Origin of the sequence: Echinicola arenosa (assembly GCF_014841125.1) — a bacterium.
GTDB lineage: Bacteria > Bacteroidota > Bacteroidia > Cytophagales > Cyclobacteriaceae > Echinicola > Echinicola arenosa.
Map to the genome: position 1 here is coordinate 101,492 of NZ_JACYTQ010000001.1, position 20,126 is coordinate 121,617.

Below are 20,126 nucleotides of genomic sequence, written 5' to 3' on the forward strand. Positions count from 1 at the left end.
ATTATAAGTCAATATCTGGTATGTAGATTAATTCATGTATCCAAGTAATGCTTTCTAAATACTTAATTGTAATTGGATTTAAACCTGAATCCATTTCAATCACATGACAGGCCACTTCCCTCTTCCCTTTCCGCGAAACTGACATGGTAGCAATATTTGCTTTTTCTTGAGCCAATATACTGGTAATAAACGCAATTGCACCAGACACATCATCAGCTTTAATGATCAAGGTATGCTCTTGCGCTGAGAAATCTGCACTAAAACCATCTATGGACTTTATATTGATCACTCCACCTCCCAAACTCTCTCCTATCACCTCCACTTTCCTACCGGCTCTATTCAAGTTTAACTTTATCGTGTTTGGATGATAAACTGACGCATTACCAATTGATTTGAACTGATAAATAAAGCCCCTTTCCTCTGCCAGTTCAAATGACTGTTTAATCCTAACATCGTCCGTTTTGAAGTCCAGCAAACCTCCTATAATCGCTTTATCACTTCCATGTCCTTCATAGGTGCGGGCAAATGAATTATAGAAAGTAATAACAGCCTCATCTGGAATGCCTCCTAAAACCCTCACAGCAGCACGGGCAATTCTCACTACACCAGCGGTATGTGAAGATGAAGGGCCTATCATCACTGGACCTATCATATCAAAAACACTACTCTTTCTTGTCATATTTGGGGTTTGCAATTCAAGTTCTATGCTAATCTAATATTAAAGATTTAATTATCACCCATATTATATTTAAATCCCTAAAACTTACGTCTAATTGGTCAAATTTAACTTAATTTTACTTTTGAGAATAAGTTTCAATCTTAAATTTTGACCGAAAACGAACATGTTTATGTCCGATTTTAATACAGTTTTTTTTATTATGGGTAAAAACCAAAGCCTTGTTCAAAGTAACGTCAGTACTATAAATAGGGCAGCTCTTTTTGGTGATGGCCTTTTTGAAACCATGCTGTTTATCAATGGAAAAATAAGGTTTTCGGAACTTCATTGGGATCGGCTTCAAGAAGGCTTATCAACACTAAAGATCAATAGTAATCAACTAATTTCCATCTCTCAATTAGAATCAAACCTTGCTGATAAGTTTGGGGCTGATCAGCCCCTTCGTGTTCGATGGAGTGTATTTCGGTCTGGATTAGGGAAATACACTCCTGTAACAAATGAAAGGGAAGAGATTTTTATGGTTCAAGGACATACCCAACCACCAAAGATTAAAAATGAAGCATATATTAGTCCTTCGATTCACGTTCCCTCAAGTCCCTGGTCTCATTGCAAAACTCTAAATGCCCTTACCTATGTAATGGCCAATCAACAGCGAAGCGAAAAGAAAATGGACGAGGTGATTTTGCTTGATCAAAAAGAAAACATCTCAGAAGCAGGCTCTGCCAACTTGTTCTGGGTTAAAAAAAAGACCTATTTCACTCCTTCCTTAACGTGCAATTGCATAGCCGGGGTTTCCAGAAGAAAAATTATCGAGCACCTCAAGAGTAAAAACATTAAAATTGAAGAAGGAGAGTTCTCTGAAGGTGATATGCTTCAGGCAGAACAGATTTTCACCAGCAATGTTACAGGCATAGCCTATTTAAAAAAAATAAGGGAAACCGAATTCAATACTGAACCAATTCCCCTAATCGAAGAGCTCTTTAAATAATTTCTACACTGCGACGGGTGCTTTGATATGAGGATGAGGATCATAATTCAACAATTCGAAGTCCCCATATTTAAATGAAAAGATATCCTTTACTTCCGGGTTAATTTTCATCGTAGGTAATGGCCTGCAATCTCTGGATAGTTGCAATTTCGTCTGCTCAATATGGTTAGAATACAAATGCGTATCACCAAACGTATGGATAAACTCACCAGGCTCCAAATCACATACTTGAGCAATCATCATGGTAAACAAGGCATAAGAAGCGATATTAAAAGGAACGCCTAAAAATACGTCAGCACTTCTCTGGTAAAGCTGACAAGAAAGCTTCCCTTCTGCCACGTAAAATTGGAAAATGGTATGACATGGCGGTAAAGCCATATTGTCCACATCCGCGACATTCCAGGCACTTACCAGTAACCTTCTAGAATTTGGATTATTTTTGATCTGCTGAATCAGGTTTTTGATTTGGTCTATCTCTCCACCTTTTCCATCAGGCCAATGCCTCCACTGATATCCATACACAGGCCCTAGATCACCATTCTCATCTGCCCATTCATCCCAAATCGACACCTTGTTTTCTTTTAGGTAGCCAATATTGCTGTCACCTTTTAGAAACCAAAGCAATTCATGGATAATGGATTTGAGATGGCATTTCTTGGTCGTAACCAAAGGAAAACCTTCTTGAAGATCAAAGCGCATTTGATAACCAAACACACTGATCGTCCCGGTTCCAGTGCGATCTCCTTTTTGAACACCATTGTCCAAAATATGTTGCAATAGTTGATGGTACTGTTTCATGTTTTTGAAGCTTCAGGTTTCGGATTGGTTCCTAATACCATGTTTAGATGATATTCAAGGCTTGTTCTTTGATTTTTTCTAGTTCATCCTTCATGATGATGACATGCCTTTGGATGGCGGCATCATTGGCTTTAGAACCAATCGTATTGATTTCCCTGCCTATTTCCTGACTGATAAAACCCAACTTTTTACCTTGGCTTTTGCCAGTTGACATGGTCTTATCGAAATAAGCCAAATGAGTTCCTAATCTTACTATTTCTTCTGTAATATCCAACTTCTCAAAATAGTAAATCAGCTCCTGCTCGAATCGGTTTTCATCAAATGAATTTTCTTCAATCCACTCCGTAAAGTTATTTTTGATTCTCGTTTTGATCCGCTCTTTACGCTTTGGTTCTTCTATTTTAATCTGCTCTAATCCCTCTGTAATTACTCCAAGGTTTTCTTTGAACTTATTGAAAAGAGTTTCTCCTTCGTCCGACCTGAAACCGTCACATTTTTGTGCAGCTTCTACAATTACCTTTTTCACAGCCTCCCATTCCTCAGGATCATCAGACTTATCAGACAAAGTGGTAACCACATTAGGTGCTTGAGCAGCCATCCTGAACAGGTCCATATTGTCTTCCACTCCCACAGCTTTGGCCATGCTTTGATACTTCGCAAAATATGTCTCAAAAAGGCCCTGATTAATACTTACAGGAAGCTCGTTGCTAGACTTGGCTGTAAAATCTATGTTCAGGTTTACTTTTCCTCTATCTAAAATATCGCCAACTATTGCCCGAATTTCAATTTCTTTGTCTGAAAACTGTCTAGGGCTTCTAAGGTTAAAATCCAGAAACTTAGAGTTCAAGGTTTTAATTTCAGCACTGATGATAAAGCGCTCATTTTCAAAATTGGCTATACCGTAGCCAGTCATGGATTTAATCATGCCACAAACTTAAACAATAAAGATTCATTTTAGAAATTATAGCCCAAGGTCACATAAAAACGTGTTTCTTCTAAATCATAATTCCTGATAGGTCGGGCCATGTCAAACTTCACATAGTAGTTCAACAATACAGTGCGTAAACCTCCTCCAAAACTTTGCAGCCAAGGATTATTGAAATTATTGAGAGTGATTTCAAATGGTGATCCATCTGTATTGATAACTTCTGTATTTTGATCATTTACGCGCTCCCAAGGTGCTGCCTTATCCCAAGAAGATCCTGCATCATAAAATCCTACCAACTGAAAATTCTTGATAAAGTTAGAAGCAATATTGCCCCTTGAAAGATAGGAGAATAGCGGTATTCTCAACTCCGCAGAAAATGTAATTACATTTCTACCACGAATTTCATCATAGTCATATCCGCGAAGATCCACAAATTCAGCAAATAGAATGTTCGAATTTTCCACTCCGTCGGAATTTCTGATTGGAGAAGACTCAGGCCGATTTGAAGGAGGCTCATAAAATTCATTGAACAGCCAGTTTTTCATACCTCCCACCAAATAGCTTTGCGGATTATTTCCGAAGAATGACCCTGCAAATAAGCGAGTGGCAAAGGTGATGTTTTTATGTACTTTTTGATAGTTTCTTACATCCAAATAAAAATTGCTAAAAGACCTATCTGACTCACCTATGCCCTGATAATGCTTTACGCCTATCTTACCCTTAAAACCTTGCTCCATATAAAGTCCCAATAGCTTGGTCTTGTCCACCACCAACTCAGCTTTTCCCCCAATATAATTTACATCAAAGCGATTCTGAGGGCCTTCCCCACCTCTAATTAAGGAATCCGGGTTTAAATTAAAATATTGGGTCTTAGCAAAGAAGGGAGCTACCGTAAATCTGCTATGAACTGAGAAAGGATAGGAAAATCCCAATTCTGTTTTGGTCAAAACATAACGCTGATAGGTAATATCCCCATCAGAAATCACCAAAGCTCTTCTATCAAACCTTCCCGTAAAATCTATCCTGTCTTTAAGGTATTGGTATTCAAAGTACACATCACTACCTGATCTGAAGTCAAGCGTGGTCATAATCCCACCTTTGAAAATGTGATTATCCAATAAATCTGTCATTTGCCCCTCGATGTTGATTCCAAAACCTCTCAAAGGATCAACTACAAAAGTGGTCCTTAAGCTGTTTGCCATAAATTGGGGAATATACTCCCTTGGCCCACGAACAGTATTTTTCAAACTCTGCTGTCTGAATGCTTCCAGAATATTACTTCTGCCAGTAGCCAAATTTCCAAGCCGTTGTTCTAGGGGAGCCGGAACCGTATCAAATGTGTAATTATCTGTATTGATTCCTCTTCGGTTTTCAAACCTCAACCTGTCAATATTGATAGATCCTGTCGCATTGGCCATGGGCTTCACACTGTCAATTTTAGCAATTGGCGCTTCAACCTCAGTAGCTTTTCCTTCTTGTATCACATTCTCAGGCTCTTCTTCTTTAGCTTCTAGTCTTCTAGCAGCAAGCCTTTCATTCAATTTCTTGGCTTGAGAAAGTTGTACCCTTGGTGTGCCAGGTGTAAATTGATCTAAGTTTGGAAAGGTTTCCAGCACCAACTTGCTTCCCGTCCCATCCTTATAAGCGTATGCCCATTTATTAATACGCGGCGCATAATCAAAGCTTTCTACGCTAGTGTTAAAAGCAGAGACCTGACTGGACACTTCACTGCCGAGTCCCATTCTCATCAGGTTGTAAATACCACTTTGATCACTTAGGTGGAGGACAAAATTCTGGTTCATTACCCGCGGATAATAGTTCTTGGAATTCATATTTGTCAACTTTGTTGTGACAATAGAATCACCCAAATCCACTCTAAAGAAATTAAAATATTCTGGCAGTTCCCTCACATCTGGGGTTTTAGTCAGAATACTATCTGGTAAATCGGTCTTATTGGAAGAATAAATGATGGTTGAGTCATTGACAAATACCGGGGTAATGTCATCAAAAACATCATTGGTAAGTCTTCTTCCCTGACCCCGAAGATTCAAAGTATAGATATTGGTTCTTCCTCCTGCCATAGCAGAAAGAACCATGGTTTTTCCATTGGGAGAAAAATCAAAGCTATTGATTTGGGTAATGTTTCTTAGGAAAATCTTGTCCTGATTACTACCATCTATACTTCTCATGCGAAGTGTGGTCAATCCTCTTTTGAATGTAGCAATGGTCAAATTCAACGTATCCCTCCAGGCAATAACCGGTGTAGTGAAATTGGCCTCTTGGTCGTCGGTTGAAAAACCACCTTTGTAAATGGTTACTTCGTTATTGGTGGAGAGGTTTCTTACTATAACCTTATATTTTCCATCGTAATTAATTACATAAGCTAGGTTTTTAGCATCGGGACTGAACTTGATATCATTGATACTTCCTTCTTCATTTTTCTTGGTCTCCGCAATGACATTGCTTTGATTAGGTTCCTTAAAGGAACTAAACACAGGCTCATTAACAGTGGTATAGTAATCTTTCCATTGCTCTGCAAAGCCCTTATAGCCTATCCCCAAAGTATTGGCAATACTATTTTCCTCATTTCTGTTAATCCGGCTCAAGTTCAGAATACTTGATATATACCGCTTTCCATATTTCTGCACCACAAAATTCCAGATGGACTGTCCTACCAATGAAGCTTCCTTCTTGCTGAGTTTATATAGTTTGGGTTGCTCATGATCCTTCAAATAATGCCTTACATAATCATCCATTTCCAAACTCCAGCCTTTGGCCAAATAAAGAGCGGCTCCGTCAATAAACCATTCAGGAAAGCTGTTGATTAAATTGGATTGAAAAGCATCTGCTATCGTACTTCCATATAGCATTTCCTCTAAGATCACCTTGCTGGTTCTATAAAGCAATTCCTCTTTGAAAGATGCCCAATCCCCAGTATAAGGAACCTCCGCTAATAATTTTGAGAAGTATGTCTGGCCGTTCACGGTATAATTGTTTTCGTGAAGGTCTGTATTGCTTTGTAGCCATTCTTCATGGCTATTGTAGATGTAGATTTTTGGTTTTGTGTAGGCTACATAGCCTATCATTTGGGTGACCCGCTCAAATTCATTTTCCAAGTAATCAATGGCCATGCGGGCATTGTCCCTACCGCCTCCATAGTAGTATACTTCAAAATTATTGGAGGAAAAAAAATACCAATCAAATTGCTGATGTTGAATTCGGTTCTTTCCGAATCTTTCCTGGTCAAATTGGGCTTTGGAGATAGAAAAGGAACCAAGCCAAAATATCGTAAAATAAATAACAACTAATTTTAACTTCATTGATCTGTTTTGTTGTCTTAATCTTAAATATACTTAAAAAATCGACTTATGTTCACATCTTTTTCGAGTTCATATTTGCCTTCAAATAAGCCGAGCATGATCTTACTATAATAAGGTACTAAAGAAACCCCTTTCGCACCAAATCCATTGAAGATATAAACGTTTTCACTTTCAGGATGTTTTCCCAGAAATGGTTTTCGGTCTTTGGTGGCAGGTCTGATTCCGGTTTTATGACTGGTCAGTAATTTATCTTTTTGCGGAACGATTTTTTCCAAACGTTCAAAAATCTCCTCTTTCCCTCGCTCAGTTGGCCCTTGATCCAAATCATGCCAGCTGTAAGTAGAACCTACCCTGATGGTTTTGTCCGGCATCGTAATTCTAAAAACTCCTCTATTGATGATTTCTTCAGGAGTAAAATCGCTTTCCAATTCCAATATTTCTCCCTTTACGGGAGCAAAAGGCAACCAATCAAAAAACTTACTTTTCATGGCTCCTAAACCATTGCAATAAACCAAAGAATTGGCAACGATATCTTTATAGTGCCACTTCCCCTCTTTTTGGTAAAGCCTCTCCTCATCAAAAGGTTCATCTCTCAACAAGTCACCATGCTTGAGCCATCTGGCATATGCATCCAAAAGTTTATTGATATCGAGGTACCCACTGTTTTTCAACATGATACCACCATAAGGATCGTTTACCTGAGGATACAAAGGTTGAGTCCTCACTTCCTCCAAATAAGCCTGCAAGCCTTCCTCAATGCTCTTCCCCATCCATTCATTTTGCTCTTCGATATTATTGAACGGCCTGTATATTTTTTTGAGATAGATTAGCTTGGTATTTAACAAATTTTCAAGCTCTTGGTATAAGGGTAATATCTCCGGAAAGAGATTATCGGCATTCCAAGTTTTCACCATTTTTCTCCCAGTAACAGGATTAAACAAACCAGCAGCTACCCTACTGCTATTGTTTTGAGCAGCTTGGTCAAACACCAAAACTTTATCTCCAGAACTGATCAACCTATAAGAGAGCACAGTCCCAGCAATGCCCTGACCAACGAGTAAAAAATCGACTTCCATACCCAAAATTAAATTCTTTCTTTGTTATTTTGGCATGAATTCAAAAATGTTTCGGACATGCTCCAAGTTAAATCTTTTACCTTCAATCCTTTTCAAGAAAACACTTACATTCTCTATGATCATACGAAAAAAGCTGTCATCATAGATCCAGGATGCTATGAAAAAGGAGAAAAAGAGACATTGACTTCTTTCATCAAATCAGAAGGTTTACAGCCGGTGAGGCTGCTCAACACCCATTGTCACATTGACCATGTGTTGGGCAATTATTTTATCAATCAAACTTATGGTCTCCCTTTGGAAATCCACCCTCAGGATGAACAAGTTTTGAATGCTGTACCCACTTATGCTTCCAATTATGGTTTTCCACTATTTAGTAGTTGTCCGGTTGGGAGTTTTATCAATGAAGGCGATGAGATCAAATTTGGAGAGACTACACTTGAAGTAATCTGGGTTCCGGGGCATGCACCTGGACATGTGGTCTTTTACCATGCTGAAAGTAAAACATGTATTGGAGGTGATACTTTATTTCAAGGAAGCATTGGTAGAACAGATTTACCTGGTGGTGATCACCAAACCCTGCTGACCGCCATTAAAGAAAAGCTTTTCACACTTCCTGATGATGTAAAAGTCTATCCTGGCCATGGACCTGCAACTTTGATTGGCCATGAAAAAATTTACAACCCCTTTGTTGGTCAAAACGCTCAATTTTGAATATCAAGAAACACATCCCCAATGCAATCACTTGCATGAACCTGGCCTGTGGTATGGCAGGGGTTTACTTTGTTCTGGAAGGGAAAATCCATTATGCCACTTATTTCATCATAGCTGCAGCTGTATTTGACTTCCTGGACGGTATGGTTGCCAGATTGTTAAAAGTACAGGGGGAAATTGGCAAACAGCTGGACTCCTTAGCTGACTTGGTGACTTTTGGGGTGCTTCCATCTTTTGTCATCTTCCAAATGCTAAAGCAGGTTTTCCCTGAAGGCTTTGTTCCTTTCTTGTCATTTATCATTGGCATCCAATCGGCCATGCGACTCGCTAAGTTCAATATAGACACAAGACAAACTGATCGATTTATAGGTGTACCTACTCCAGCAAATGCTTTATTAATTTGCACTTTGCCTTTTTTGGCCGATCAATTTACTTGGGCAAAGGATTTGATCCAAAACGGATATTTTTTACTATTTCTGACCTTTATCATGGCAATACTACTGACTGCCGAGCTTCCTTTGATTGCTCTAAAATTCAAAAACTTTAGGTTTCAAGAAAACATATTTAGGTACCTCGTCATCTTAATCGGCTTGGTTAGTCTGATATTTTTGGGAATTGCGGGTGTTCCATTTATCATTATAGGCTATATTTTACTTTCTTTGATAGAAAGTCGTATACATCCTAATGAGCTTTAATAGCAAAATACATTTCTTCACCCTCGTATTTGCTCTCCTGATTTTATTTTCAGGAAAAAGTTTGTATGCCCAATCCTATTATAAATTTCCTGTAACCAAAGCCGGAATATATGCCATTCCGCTCTCTACCGCTCAAAGCTTGGGAGAAAGCTCATTGAATAATCTGGCTATCTTCGGTCATGTGGGTATGCTTCCCCAAGAGCTCTCCACAAGTGATTTTGAGATAAAGGAAATTCCTAGCGTTATAATAAACGGGAAACTTTTGGTCTATCTAGAAGGACCTCACCAGCTATCTTCCTCAGCAGACACATTGGCTTATCGCCACCACTTGTATTCGGATACTGCCTATTATTGGCTAAAGACAGGACACTCTTCTCCCGAAAGAGTGGTCAATATTTCACCCAACACTGTTGAAGCAAATGGAAATTGGCTTTACAAAGTTTATTCCTTTAAGAAGGAAGAACACAATCTCTTGTCATCTGGAAGGAAATGGTATAGCAATAGGCTCTTTTCCGGAGGAATCTCTTCTTTTAACATTTCTGTGGAAAGTTATGATGAGGGGCCTATTTATAGCCAAGCCAGACTGATGGCTCAATCCACGGCTTCAAGCTCACTGAACATTCGAAGCGGACAGACCAATTTATTAGAAACAAATATTACATCTGTTCCTGCCTCCACATACGCTGTCAAAGGCAGGGAAGAAATGGAGAAGTCATTTAGAGACTATTTCAATGTAGGCAACCCTACCAGTTTTAATTTAGAAATGTCCAGTACGGATCCAAATGGAGTAGGATTTATGGACTATTTTCTATTGGGCCTTCCCTATTCTTCCTCCAATCTTTCAGAAGGTATCTACTACCCAATAGGACATGCAAATGCTACATCATTTGTCACAAAACCAAACTATCAATACTGGGATGTGACCGATCCTTACCAAGTTAAAAGTTTTGATAGTCAAAATGGAAGCGCCACTTTACTTCCAAATCATAAAGTGCTTATCTTTGAAGCGGACAAAGCAAAAATTATAGAAGGTTTTACCCCTATAAACCTTGAACTCAGAAACAATTCATCTCCCGCTGAATTGATCATTATAAGCCCTCCATCCTTGAACTACCAAGCCTCCAGATTGGCGGATCACAAAAGGTCAATGGGAATAAGCACTCTTTTGGTAAGCACTGAAGCTATATTTGACAATTACAATTTTGGCACTAAGGACGTTACAGCGGTCAGAAATTTCATTGCGGATCAATACCATAAACATGGACAGCTTAAGCAGGTACTTCTATTTGGAAAAGGGACATTTGATTACAAGAATATTTCAGATGGAAGGCCTAATCTAGTGCCAACTTACAGTTCCAGAAACAGCTTACATCCTTTAACTTCATTTAGCTCTGATGATTACTTTGGCTTCTTACAGTTTGGACAGGGTGAATGGCAGGAAAATGAAGCGGGAGACCTCCCCTTATCGATAGGAGTTGGGAGAATCCCTGTGATCACCCCCTCTGAAGCCAAGAATGTAGTGGACAAAATCATACAGTATGAAGACAGGACTAAGCAACTTGGCAATTGGAAAAGAAAATTACTCTTTGTTGCTGATGATGGAGATTATAATGTCCACCTAAATCACAGCGAAACCCATACTGCCTCTCTTTTTTCAGATTCTCCCGAATATCAAGAGGACAAGTTATATGTGGATAATTTTGAGCAAATTCAAGAAGGTAATTACCAGTTGGCTCCAGCTGCTAAAAAGTCACTTTCTGACAAAATAGAAGAAGGTACTTTATTGGTTAATTATATTGGTCATGGAAATGAAAACACCTTAACATCCGAAAGGATTTTCCAGGTCAGCGACTTGGAAAACTGGCCTGAAACCGATCATTTCCCTCTCTTCATGACGGCCACCTGTGAGTTTGGCAGACATGATAGTCCCTACTTGAGGTCGGGCGCAGAAGAACTGTTGATGGCCCAGAACAAAGGAGCTATTGCCCTTTTGACTACAGGAAGGCCCGTTTTCAGCAGTGTCAATTTCGAACTCAATACTGCTTTTATAGCTTCGCTTTTGAAAAAAGAAAATGGACAAGGGCTAATGCTTGGCGATATTTTCAAAGCCACCAAAAACCATAGCCTGAACGGCCCTTATAACAGGAACTTTTCCCTTTTGGGAGATCCTACTTTACGCTTAGCTGCACCTGAACTAGGAGCCACACTGGAGATTGTTGAGTTGGAAAACTCGAAAAAAATTGACACCCTAAAAGCCGGTCAAAAAATTAAAATAACCGGTCAGGTTACTGATCCGCTTACCTCCACTCCGGTCAATTCCTTCAATGGCACATTTGAAATTGAATTATTGGATAAGCCTACTTCAGTTGAAACTTTGGGAGATGAAAGCCCAGTTACACAATATATCAATTACAACACTCCCTTTTATAGGGGTACAGGAAAGGTAACCTCGGGAGCTTTTGAGGCAGAAATCTTAGTAAGCCCAAATACAGGTCAAAGTTTTGAGAAAGGCATTCTCCGGTTTTTCGCTACAGACTCGAATAACTCTTACGAAGCCATCCATGCTCAATCGCTTACTTTGGGAGGAAAATCAGCGAATGACCAAGACGACCAACAAGGTCCTATCATTAAACTGTTCGCAGAGGACAGCCTTAACTCAGTCAGCTCAACTTCATCAACACAAATTCAATTATTGGCCAACCTCGGTGATGAAAATGGCATTCAAATCCTTGGCGGAATAAATCAGGATATTGCTCTAAGCATAAATGATGGATCTCCTGTCATCATCAATGATTACTATCACTCCATCGAAAGTGGTTATAAGAGAGGAAGAATTAGCATTACAGTTACAGGACTGAAAGAAGGCTCAAACACGATAAAACTAACCGCATTTGACAACCTTGGGAACTCCAGCACAGAAACGCTAAGTATTGAGGTTGAGGGCAGTAATCGGTCACATATTTTAGAAGCCAAGACATTTCCCAACCCCACATCTGATATCAGTCATTTCTGGGTAAAGCACAATAGACCTGATGAGAACATTATTTTGAAGCTCACCATTTACAATATGTTGGGAAGTGAAATATTTTCTAATGAAAAACGTTATGCCAAAGCTGATGATGAAATCCACGATATGGATTGGATTTTTTTGCGTGACTTGACAAAAATTCCCGCAAAAGGAACTTATATTTACAGATTACAGCTTACATGCGAAGAGGACGGAACCTCCGACCAAGCATTTGGAAAAATAAATATTCAATGAAGAAATCGAGTGATTATTTAAAAGCATTTATTTTTTTAGCTATTCTTTCCTTGACAGTAAAAACTGCTAAGGCACAGAATTCCGTAGTAGTTTCTGGTCAAGATGAAGGCCGCAGAGTAATCATCACTGCTGTTCCTTTTTTGAATTTTGCACCAGATAGTAGACATGCTGCCATGGGTGATGTGGGGGTGGCAACTTCTCCAGATGCCAACTCCGCTCATTGGAATGCAGCCAAACTGGCCTTTATTGAAGATAAAACCGGTTTCTCGCTTTCTTACTCTCCCTGGTTAGGCAAGTTGGTTCCTGATATGTCATTAAATTACCTTACTGGCTATATCAAAATAGATGAAATGTCATCCTTTGGACTTGACCTGAGGTATTTCAACATGGGAGACATCCAGCTTACTGATGGATCCGGTCAAGACATAGGACAGTTTAACCCGAGGGACATTGCCATAGGAAGCACTTATGCTAGAAAGCTATCAGAGACTTTGTCCTTAGGAATCTCTGCCAGGTTCATTCATTCCAATTTGGCGGGAAACATTACTTCCTCGGGAAGTGGTGATAGCAAACCAGGAATTAGTGTAGGAGTAGATGTGGGGGTTTACCAAAGAAAAGAGATACTTTTCAGCGGAAAAGAAGCTTATTGGTCTTGGGGAGCAACGATCACCAATATCGGCCCAAAACTCACCTACAACAGCGCAGAAGACTTGGATTATATTCCTACCAACTTAAGAATAGGTACAGCATTAGAAGTAGCTTTAGACCAAAATAATGACCTGACTTTTGCATTGGATTTCAATAAACTGATGGTTCCTACCCCTCCGGTTTATGCCAGAAATGAGGATGGTACTTTACAGACAGATGACAATGGCGACTTAATCATCGAAAGTGGAAAAGACCCCAACAGACCATTGCTTAGTGGCATGTTTGGCTCATTTGGAGATGCACCAAATGGATTCAGTGAGGAAATGCAAGAGCTGATGATCTCTTTTGGCGTGGAATATGAATATGCAGACAAGTTCGCCGTAAGGACAGGTTACTTCCATGAAAACAAAAACAAGGGCGGTAGGCAATATTTTACCATGGGAATTGGCTTTGACTTGAAGCGCTTTGGTTTTGATTTTTCTTACTTGGTACCTCAAAAACAAAATCACCCTTTGGCAGAAACACTTCGTTTTTCATTGGCTTACAACATACCTCAGTAATGACCGTATTGGACAGATCAAAAGCGCCGGATTTTCAGATTCCGGAACATATAGAATTAATAAAACCTGAAAAGCGGACTCTAAAAAACGGAGTCCCTTTGTATTTTATTCATACCCCGGAAATAGACGCCATCAAGCTGGAGGTCATCACGGAATCCAACAAGCAATTGTTGCCTGAAGAAGATGGCCTAATTCCATTCTTTGCGCTTCATATGTTATTGGAAGGGACCAAAACCATGAGCTCTCCGGAATTGGACAACTTCTTTGACCATTATGCTTCGGAGGTGGATATCATTTCCTCTTTTGAGCAGCAAGGAGTATCTCTGCTTACCACAAAGAAGCATTTTGGAAAAGTACTGCCCATCTTTAGGTCCTTACTCACTGAAGCCATCTTTCCAGAAAAGGAACTGGAGAAAAGAAAATCACAAAAAGCCCTGACCATAGCCATACAGCATGATCAAAATAGCTCCAGGGCCAATCAATTGTATAGAAAAGCCCTATTTGGAGATGATCACCCTTATGGTTTTGTGGCCGAAGAAAGACATGTAAATGGCGTCAATCGAGAAAAATTGATTCAGTACTATGAAGATAAATTCTTAGTCAGTCCAGAAATCTTTGTGATTGGTAACTTGAATAGTTTTGAAATTGATGAAATCGCAGAAACTTTTGGCAACTTGACAGTGGCTCCCTCTGCCAAGTCAATGGATCAGTTTATCATCTGGCCTGAAAAGCGCTTGACAGAATTCAAAGAAAAAGCAGTACAGTCTAGCATTAGGATGGGACAACACCTCATTCCTAAAACCCATCCCGATTACCATGCCCTTACTGTTTTCAATACCATATTAGGTGGTTATTTTGGAAGTCGATTAATCAAAAACATCAGGGAAGACAAAGGCCATACTTATGGGATTTATAGTTCCATAGGGAGTTTGGAAAAGTCCGACTATTGGGTGGTCATGGCCGATGTCCAAAAGGATTTTGCGGATGATGTCATCAATGAAGTTTACTTGGAAATCGAAAAACTCAAATCAACTCCAATAGAAAAGGAGGAACTGGAAATCTTCAGAAATTACATGATTGGCCATTTCCTATCCAACTTCAGCAATGCCTTTGACCTAATCAACCGCTTCAAGAGCATTCATTATGCTGGTTTGGACTATGACTTCTATGAATCACAACTACAATATTTTAGAAGCTTTACCCCTGAGCAAATCATGGAAGTGGGACAAAAATACTTTGACAACAAAAATATCATTGAAGTAATCGTAGGCTAGCGATCGCGAATTTTCTCATACCAATGGGACAAATCCAGCTTTGTCCCATGCCACAACTTATAAAGCTTGAGAGCGATCCCACTGGCTCCAAGCTTTTCTGCAAGATCCAAAAATCGGTAAGCTACTTCAAAATTTGCAGAAGCTAAGGCATGTTTTGCTTCATGCATACACCTGAAGATTAGAGCATGTCTCTCTTCTGCAGATTTATTCATGATGGCGATATTCTGACAAACCTTGAAAGTCGATTTAAGCATATCAGATTGGTACCGTTTGTATTGTTGTTTTGAAAAAGATTGATGATGAACCCTCTTTCTTACCCCTAAATGATCACTGAAAATAAAGGAATGCTTACGGCTCAACCTGGTTATAACATCAAAATCCTCATAGACCAATTCTTCATTATACCCTCCTTCCCTTTTCAATATTTTGGCATCAAATACCATAGTTGGAGTGCAAACAAAATACTTTCTAATGACTGTTTCATAAATATCACCTTCAGGCACTTTACCCATTATGCTACCATCTACGGACATGGGAAAAAACGAATCAATTTGCTTCCCCTTTTGGTCTACCAAAAGCGCATTGCTTGAGCAAACAGCCACCTGTTGATGATTTACCAACTTAAAAACAGACTTCTCCACATGGTCTGGCATCAAATAATCATCTCCTGATAAATCTATGACGTATTGCCCTTTGGTGATTTCTAGGGCCTCGTTAAAAGCTTTACAGTAATTGATGCTTTGGGAATGAAAAAATACGGGAACACTTTTCTCCTTGCCATACATCCACAGCCAAGTTTTGATCTTTTCTTGGCTGCCATCCGAACTCCCATTGTCAACAATAATCATTTCCAATTGCTCATAGTATTGCAGCCGAACACTGTCCAGCGCCTCCATGATAAAGTCTGCTTGATTATAGCATACAACGATGACCGAAACCAAAGGTGTTTTCATCTAATGGGCTTAGAGTTTGATCGTCCAACTGATCTTGTTAAAGGCTTTATTGGCATTTTTTGATTTGAATCTAATTAAATTATGGTTTGCCTTACCATCCAAATCAGATGAACCAAAATCAATAAAATCCACCCCCAATGACTCCCCCAACTTAACTACTTCAAATAGTAAGGCTTCGCCTGTATAAGTTTCCTGTAAAGTCGGGTTGATGGCAGGTAAATAATAATACAAACTGTTTGGAGTTAGTTTCACACACAATACATGTGCCACAGTATTCTGTGCCTGAACCAGAGAAATCAGAAAATACCGTTCTGGATAAGTACTCACCTGCTGAATCAGTTTTTCCTCCTGGACATTATATTCATGACCACGTTGTGAACGCCACCATTTGATATCCTTTAGGAAATTAAAATTCTTGATCCCACCAACTTCAATTTCATATTCCAATTTTTTGATTCTCTTCCTATGCTTCGAAGATTTCGCATGTAAAAACCCTTTCATAAACCTTCTATCTTCCAAAAAATGATGCAAAAGCATATTATCCATGAAAAACCCTTGAGTCTTTAAAATATAATGGATCAATGGGTTATTGGATTCATAGATATCTGGTGGCTGGATCACCGTTAAAGTGTTTGCCCCCAAAGCTTTTAATTCTAAAGTCAATTCCTCCACAAACACCTGAAAACTTTCGGAGGATATTTTTTTTTCCAACCAAAACCCGCCAAAAGGCGCGTTTTTAAGGGATATAGCCGTACCATCCTTTTTTAAAACAAAAAACAGTTGTCCTTTAGGTTTCTGCTTCTTCAACAGTTTAGCACAAAAAAATCGTTCTCCTTCAGAAGGTGTATAGTCATGAAGAAAATAAGGATGATCTTCGTTAGGCTGCTCTACAATGACAAAATCATAATGCTTTACTATATCCATCTTTAAGTTTTTCAAAGTCTGCCTTTAACCGGATATAATCTGACTCTTCAAAATCCTGACTTGACAACACCAACAAAATGCTGTTTTCTTCAAAAGTGAACTTTGACCAAACCAAACATGGCAAGTACAAAGCCTCCCCAGGATCGTTCAACTCGAAAACATAATGCTGTCCCTCCAAATCTTCCAGCTCCACTTTTACTTTACCTTGCAAACACACCGTGATTTGATTGTCCTTTTTGTGTGCATGAATACCCCTTTCTCCTCCAGCTGGAACTTCCGTAATCCAAAATGCTCTTTTCACTTCAAAAGGTAAAGTACCTTGCTCCCAAAAGTTTAAATTTCCCAACGGACTTTTTACATTTCCCAACTTAAAAACACTAGGTTTTACCATAGTACCAGTAATCATTGCACAAGCAGTTAAATTTATCTAAGCTAATTTAAGTAAAATCAACCTTCCCATCCTCAAGGTCAAGAAAGATTTAATGAATTCATATCACTACCTTAAACTAAACAATTTATAATGACTTTCAGATTAGGCTATACAAATTTTGTGATTCCTTTGACAGGTTATACTTTTGAAGGCGGTTTCTTTAGGACACAGTCAAAGCAGTTATGGAAGATTCATTTTTAACACTAAAAACAGATTCAGAAGGATTATACAAAGAAAAAGGCAGTAAGTTTTTAGCCTTTGCCTACCCTGTTTCCGACGAATACGAAGTAAAGGAAAAATTGGAAGCTTTGAAGAAAAAGTATTATGATGCTCGTCACCATTGTTATGCCTATATCTTGGGAAAGGACCAAGATATTTTCAGGTCCAATGATGATGGAGAGCCGAACCATTCCGCTGGTGATCCAATTCTCGGCCAAATCAGATCCAATAATCTCAGTAACGTATTGATCGTAGTAATACGATATTTTGGAGGAACCAAATTAGGAGTCGGAGGATTAATTACCGCTTACAAAACCGCAGCCGCAGAGGCCATTGAAGCTAATGAAATTATTACTGATATTGTCACCAAAACCCTAAAATTCCAATTTGAATACCTGGACATGAATGATGTCATGAAGCTGATCAAGGATTATGATCTACAGATCAAAAAACAAGATTTCGACAATATCTGCCACCTGCATCTTTCGATTAGAGAGGCATTACTGGATGAGGTAATGGGGATTCTTGACAACATCCCTTCCGTTAAGATGCTGAATTAGAAAACAAAGGGTCCAGATAACCTTTATCATACAGCTCTGCAAAGATCTCTAAACAAGCCCAAGCATCAGTAGCTGCATATAGCTGCTGCTTTTTGGTCAATTCCTCAGCCTCCCAATTGGATACCTGCTCGGATTTTGAAATTCTGATATTCAAAACCATTGCACTGAGGTTCCTTACACCCACATTGTGAAAACCAACTTTTTTCAGCTCTTCATTAAGGTCAAAGAAAGAAGCCTGTTTAAAAGAGGGGTTCAGCTTTTTCAAAGCCCTGATGTCATCACGAACCGCCGCTCCTATTTTCACCCTATTGGGGTCTTCCAAGATGTCCATTACTTTTTTGGGAAAACCTACATGGTTAAGCCTAAATAAATAAGCTTTTTCTGGAGTAGAAAGCTGCAATAAGGACACATCATAATGGACCCCCTTCCTAAAAGAAGGTCTTGTCTCTGTGTCAAAACCTATACGAGTATACTTCTTTAATTCATTTACTGCCTCATCTATCAGCTTCTCATCTTCAATCAAAACAATCTCACCCTCAAAGTGACCTATTGGCAATTCATTTACTTCATCTTTACTTATTCTAAAAGGAATCATACAGCCAGTTCTTTTTGAATTTCTCTCATTTCTTCTTCTGTATAGTAGTTTATCCCCAACTTAAAATACCCATAGAGTACCGTCATAAAGGGACTAATAATATTAAAAAAACAATAAGGTGCATAAGTCAATGTGGCCACGCCCAAAACTGATGCCTGAGTGGCACCACAGGTATTCCAAGGAACCAATACTGAGGTAACTGTGGCACTATCCTCTAAGGTCCTGCTCAGGTTTTCGCCCTTAAGCCCTCTCTTATTGTAAATATCCGCATACATCCTACCCGGTACCAAAATCGCCAAATATTGATCTGATGTGGTAAGGTTAAAAAACACACAGGTAGCAGCCGTGGAAGCTATCAGCGAACCCAAAGAATGTACCTTGGCAATGACCGCCTCTGCAATCACCATAAGCATTCCGCTTTCTTCCATGATTCCTCCAAAAATCATCGCGCAAATGATCAACCAAATCGTATAGAGCATTCCAGCCATTCCACCGGTTGAGAGTAATTCATTAACCATTTCATTGGATGTAGTAATACTGATTTCCCCGTATAAGGCCATCATTACGGCCTTAAATGACTGGAAGGTATAAGTACCTCCCTCTCCGGCAATTGTCTGGATTATTTGAGGCTGAAATATTATCGCAAAGACACCCCCTAATAAAGCTCCTGCCAATAAAGCCGGCACTGCTGGTACTTTCTTCACAATCATCACTAAAACCAAAACTGGTACTATAAACAACCACCCGCTAATATTGAATTTTTCAGAAATCACTGTTGAAATCCCCTTCACCTGCTCAACAGAACCCGTCGCTCCTATCGTATATCCCATCACTCCAAAAATGATCAATGTTATCAAAATTGAAGGTGTGGTGGTCTTGGTCATATGTCGGATATGGGTAAACAAATCAGTCCCAGCCATCGCTGGTGCCAAGTTAGTAGTATCTGACAAAGGGGACATTTTATCTCCAAAATAAGCGCCTGAAATGATTGCTCCGGCAATTACCCCATCTTCAAACCCCAACGCTTTGCCTATACCAAGAAGTGCCACTCCTACCGTCGCCACTGTTGTCCAGCTACTTCCTGTCGCTATGGACACAATAGCACTGACCACACAGGCCGCAATTAGGAAAATTCCAGGACTTAAAATCTGCAAGCCATAATAAATCATGGCAGGTACTATCCCACTAAGCAACCACGTCCCAGCCAAAGCTCCTATCAATAATAAGATTAAGATCGAGGGCATGGCCGCTCCAATGCTTCTTACAATACCTTCCTGAAGTGGTTCCCAGCCAATCTTTAATCTAAAGATCGCAATCAAGCCTGCCAATGCAGATGAAAATATCAGCACCATTTGGTTAGAACCCGATAAACTATCCGTACCAAAAATTCGGATATTGATCACCAGCAAAATTATAAGAAATAAAATAGGGATGAGCGCTTCCCCTAAGCTGGGCTTTTTTTGAAGGTTGGTCATTGATATGAGGTTGAAATAATAATTTAGAAATTTA

At 39.3% G+C, this 20,126-nt stretch carries 17 protein-coding genes; 7 read left to right on the forward strand and 10 right to left on the reverse strand.

Annotation, left to right across the window (positions count from 1 at the left end; all coding sequences use genetic code 11):
• Position 1: 1 nt before the first annotated feature.
• Positions 2–679 (reverse strand): L-serine ammonia-lyase, iron-sulfur-dependent subunit beta, encoded by a 678-nt coding sequence (gene sdaAB, locus IFO69_RS00425; RefSeq protein WP_192006985.1) that lies wholly within the window; start codon positions 677–679, stop codon positions 2–4.
• A gap of 169 nt (positions 680–848) precedes the next feature.
• Between sdaAB and IFO69_RS00430 the strand changes: the two genes are divergently transcribed.
• Positions 849–1,664 (forward strand): aminotransferase class IV, encoded by an 816-nt coding sequence (locus IFO69_RS00430; protein ID WP_192006986.1) that lies wholly within the window; start codon positions 849–851, stop codon positions 1,662–1,664.
• Positions 1,665–1,667: 3 nt separating this feature from the next.
• Here IFO69_RS00430 and IFO69_RS00435 read toward each other — a convergent pair whose 3' ends face one another.
• From IFO69_RS00435 to IFO69_RS00450, 4 genes are read right to left on the reverse strand one after another with little or no spacing between them, the layout of a single operon-like run.
• A complete protein-coding gene (locus IFO69_RS00435) occupies positions 1,668–2,462 on the reverse strand; it encodes a thymidylate synthase (RefSeq protein WP_192006987.1) in 795 nt (264 codons plus the stop codon).
• A 43-nt stretch (positions 2,463–2,505) separates the two neighbouring features.
• Positions 2,506–3,387: a YicC/YloC family endoribonuclease gene (locus tag IFO69_RS00440; RefSeq protein ID WP_192006988.1), complete on the reverse strand. Its 882-nt coding sequence runs from the start codon at positions 3,385–3,387 to the stop codon at positions 2,506–2,508.
• 29 nt (positions 3,388–3,416) lie between these two features.
• A complete protein-coding gene (locus IFO69_RS00445) occupies positions 3,417–6,710 on the reverse strand; it encodes a biopolymer transporter Tol (protein ID WP_192006989.1) in 3,294 nt (1,097 codons plus the stop codon).
• A 23-nt stretch (positions 6,711–6,733) separates the two neighbouring features.
• The gene (locus IFO69_RS00450) at positions 6,734–7,786 is read right to left on the reverse strand and encodes an NAD(P)/FAD-dependent oxidoreductase (protein WP_192006990.1); all 1,053 of its coding nucleotides are present in this window, start codon (positions 7,784–7,786) and stop codon (positions 6,734–6,736) included.
• 57 nt (positions 7,787–7,843) lie between these two features.
• Here IFO69_RS00450 and IFO69_RS00455 point away from each other — a divergent pair, with 57 nt between their 5' ends.
• The 5 genes from IFO69_RS00455 to IFO69_RS00475 are packed head-to-tail and all read left to right on the forward strand — an operon-like array spanning position 7,844 to position 14,936.
• A complete protein-coding gene (locus IFO69_RS00455; protein WP_192006991.1) occupies positions 7,844–8,497 on the forward strand; it encodes an MBL fold metallo-hydrolase in 654 nt (217 codons plus the stop codon).
• Positions 8,494–9,192, forward strand: a complete 699-nt coding sequence (gene pssA, locus IFO69_RS00460; protein ID WP_192006992.1) for a CDP-diacylglycerol--serine O-phosphatidyltransferase — start codon at positions 8,494–8,496, stop codon at positions 9,190–9,192. The genes IFO69_RS00455 and pssA overlap by 4 nt, the downstream gene beginning before the upstream one ends.
• Complete coding sequence (gene porU / locus IFO69_RS00465; protein WP_192006993.1) at positions 9,182–12,454, forward strand: type IX secretion system sortase PorU; 3,273 nt, start codon at positions 9,182–9,184, stop codon at positions 12,452–12,454. The genes pssA and porU overlap by 11 nt, the downstream gene beginning before the upstream one ends.
• Positions 12,451–13,662, forward strand: a complete 1,212-nt coding sequence (porV, locus tag IFO69_RS00470; protein WP_192006994.1) for a type IX secretion system outer membrane channel protein PorV — start codon at positions 12,451–12,453, stop codon at positions 13,660–13,662. The genes porU and porV overlap by 4 nt, the downstream gene beginning before the upstream one ends.
• Positions 13,662–14,936 carry a M16 family metallopeptidase gene (locus IFO69_RS00475; RefSeq protein WP_192006995.1) on the forward strand — a complete coding sequence of 425 codons (1,275 nt, stop codon included), beginning with the start codon at positions 13,662–13,664 and terminating at the stop codon, positions 14,934–14,936. Before porV ends, IFO69_RS00475 begins: the two co-directional genes overlap by 1 nt.
• On the opposite strand, the gene IFO69_RS00480 is transcribed toward IFO69_RS00475, so the two are convergent.
• From IFO69_RS00480 to IFO69_RS00490, 3 genes are read right to left on the reverse strand one after another with little or no spacing between them, the layout of a single operon-like run.
• Entirely contained in the window at positions 14,933–15,889 is a 957-nt protein-coding gene (locus IFO69_RS00480; protein WP_192006996.1) for a glycosyltransferase, read from the reverse strand. The genes IFO69_RS00475 and IFO69_RS00480 overlap by 4 nt on opposite strands.
• Positions 15,890–15,898: 9 nt before the next feature.
• Positions 15,899–16,813, reverse strand: a complete 915-nt coding sequence (locus IFO69_RS00485; RefSeq protein ID WP_192006997.1) for a GNAT family N-acetyltransferase — start codon at positions 16,811–16,813, stop codon at positions 15,899–15,901.
• The gene (locus IFO69_RS00490) at positions 16,791–17,219 is read right to left on the reverse strand and encodes a sugar 3,4-ketoisomerase (RefSeq protein ID WP_225443936.1); all 429 of its coding nucleotides are present in this window, start codon (positions 17,217–17,219) and stop codon (positions 16,791–16,793) included. Before IFO69_RS00490 ends, IFO69_RS00485 begins: the two co-directional genes overlap by 23 nt.
• Positions 17,220–17,425: 206 nt before the next feature.
• Between IFO69_RS00490 and IFO69_RS00495 the strand changes: the two genes are divergently transcribed.
• Positions 17,426–18,022 carry an IMPACT family protein gene (locus tag IFO69_RS00495; protein ID WP_192006998.1) on the forward strand — a complete coding sequence of 199 codons (597 nt, stop codon included), beginning with the start codon at positions 17,426–17,428 and terminating at the stop codon, positions 18,020–18,022.
• Here IFO69_RS00495 and IFO69_RS00500 read toward each other — a convergent pair.
• On the reverse strand, positions 18,006–18,617 hold the full coding sequence (locus IFO69_RS00500) for a 3'-5' exonuclease (protein WP_192006999.1): 612 nt from the start codon (positions 18,615–18,617) through the stop codon (positions 18,006–18,008). The two genes, IFO69_RS00495 and IFO69_RS00500, sit on opposite strands and share 17 nt — an antisense overlap.
• Positions 18,614–20,092, reverse strand: a complete 1,479-nt coding sequence (gene nhaC / locus IFO69_RS00505) for a Na+/H+ antiporter NhaC (RefSeq protein ID WP_192007000.1) — start codon at positions 20,090–20,092, stop codon at positions 18,614–18,616. The genes IFO69_RS00500 and nhaC overlap by 4 nt, the downstream gene beginning before the upstream one ends.
• Between the last annotated feature and the right edge of the window lie 34 nt (positions 20,093–20,126).

Bases quoted from the DNA above. Each gene is read 5' to 3' on its own strand.
- sdaAB (WP_192006985.1), bottom strand. From the start codon at position 679: ATGACAAGAAAGAGTAGTGTTTTTGATATGATAGGTCCAGTGATGATA.
- IFO69_RS00430 (WP_192006986.1), top strand. From the start codon at position 849: ATGTCCGATTTTAATACAGTTTTTTTTATTATGGGTAAAAACCAAAGC.
- IFO69_RS00435 (WP_192006987.1), bottom strand. From the start codon at position 2,462: ATGAAACAGTACCATCAACTATTGCAACATATTTTGGACAATGGTGTT.
- IFO69_RS00440 (WP_192006988.1), bottom strand. From the start codon at position 3,387: ATGATTAAATCCATGACTGGCTACGGTATAGCCAATTTTGAAAATGAG.
- IFO69_RS00445 (WP_192006989.1), bottom strand. From the start codon at position 6,710: ATGAAGTTAAAATTAGTTGTTATTTATTTTACGATATTTTGGCTTGGT.
- IFO69_RS00450 (WP_192006990.1), bottom strand. From the start codon at position 7,786: ATGGAAGTCGATTTTTTACTCGTTGGTCAGGGCATTGCTGGGACTGTG.
- IFO69_RS00455 (WP_192006991.1), top strand. From the start codon at position 7,844: ATGCTCCAAGTTAAATCTTTTACCTTCAATCCTTTTCAAGAAAACACT.
- porU (WP_192006993.1), top strand. From the start codon at position 9,182: ATGAGCTTTAATAGCAAAATACATTTCTTCACCCTCGTATTTGCTCTC.
- porV (WP_192006994.1), top strand. From the start codon at position 12,451: ATGAAGAAATCGAGTGATTATTTAAAAGCATTTATTTTTTTAGCTATT.
- IFO69_RS00475 (WP_192006995.1), top strand. From the start codon at position 13,662: ATGACCGTATTGGACAGATCAAAAGCGCCGGATTTTCAGATTCCGGAA.
- IFO69_RS00480 (WP_192006996.1), bottom strand. From the start codon at position 15,889: ATGAAAACACCTTTGGTTTCGGTCATCGTTGTATGCTATAATCAAGCA.
- IFO69_RS00485 (WP_192006997.1), bottom strand. From the start codon at position 16,813: ATGGATATAGTAAAGCATTATGATTTTGTCATTGTAGAGCAGCCTAAC.
- IFO69_RS00490 (WP_225443936.1), bottom strand. From the start codon at position 17,219: ATGATTACTGGTACTATGGTAAAACCTAGTGTTTTTAAGTTGGGAAAT.
- IFO69_RS00495 (WP_192006998.1), top strand. From the start codon at position 17,426: ATGGAAGATTCATTTTTAACACTAAAAACAGATTCAGAAGGATTATAC.
- IFO69_RS00500 (WP_192006999.1), bottom strand. From the start codon at position 18,617: ATGATTCCTTTTAGAATAAGTAAAGATGAAGTAAATGAATTGCCAATA.
- nhaC (WP_192007000.1), bottom strand. From the start codon at position 20,092: ATGACCAACCTTCAAAAAAAGCCCAGCTTAGGGGAAGCGCTCATCCCT.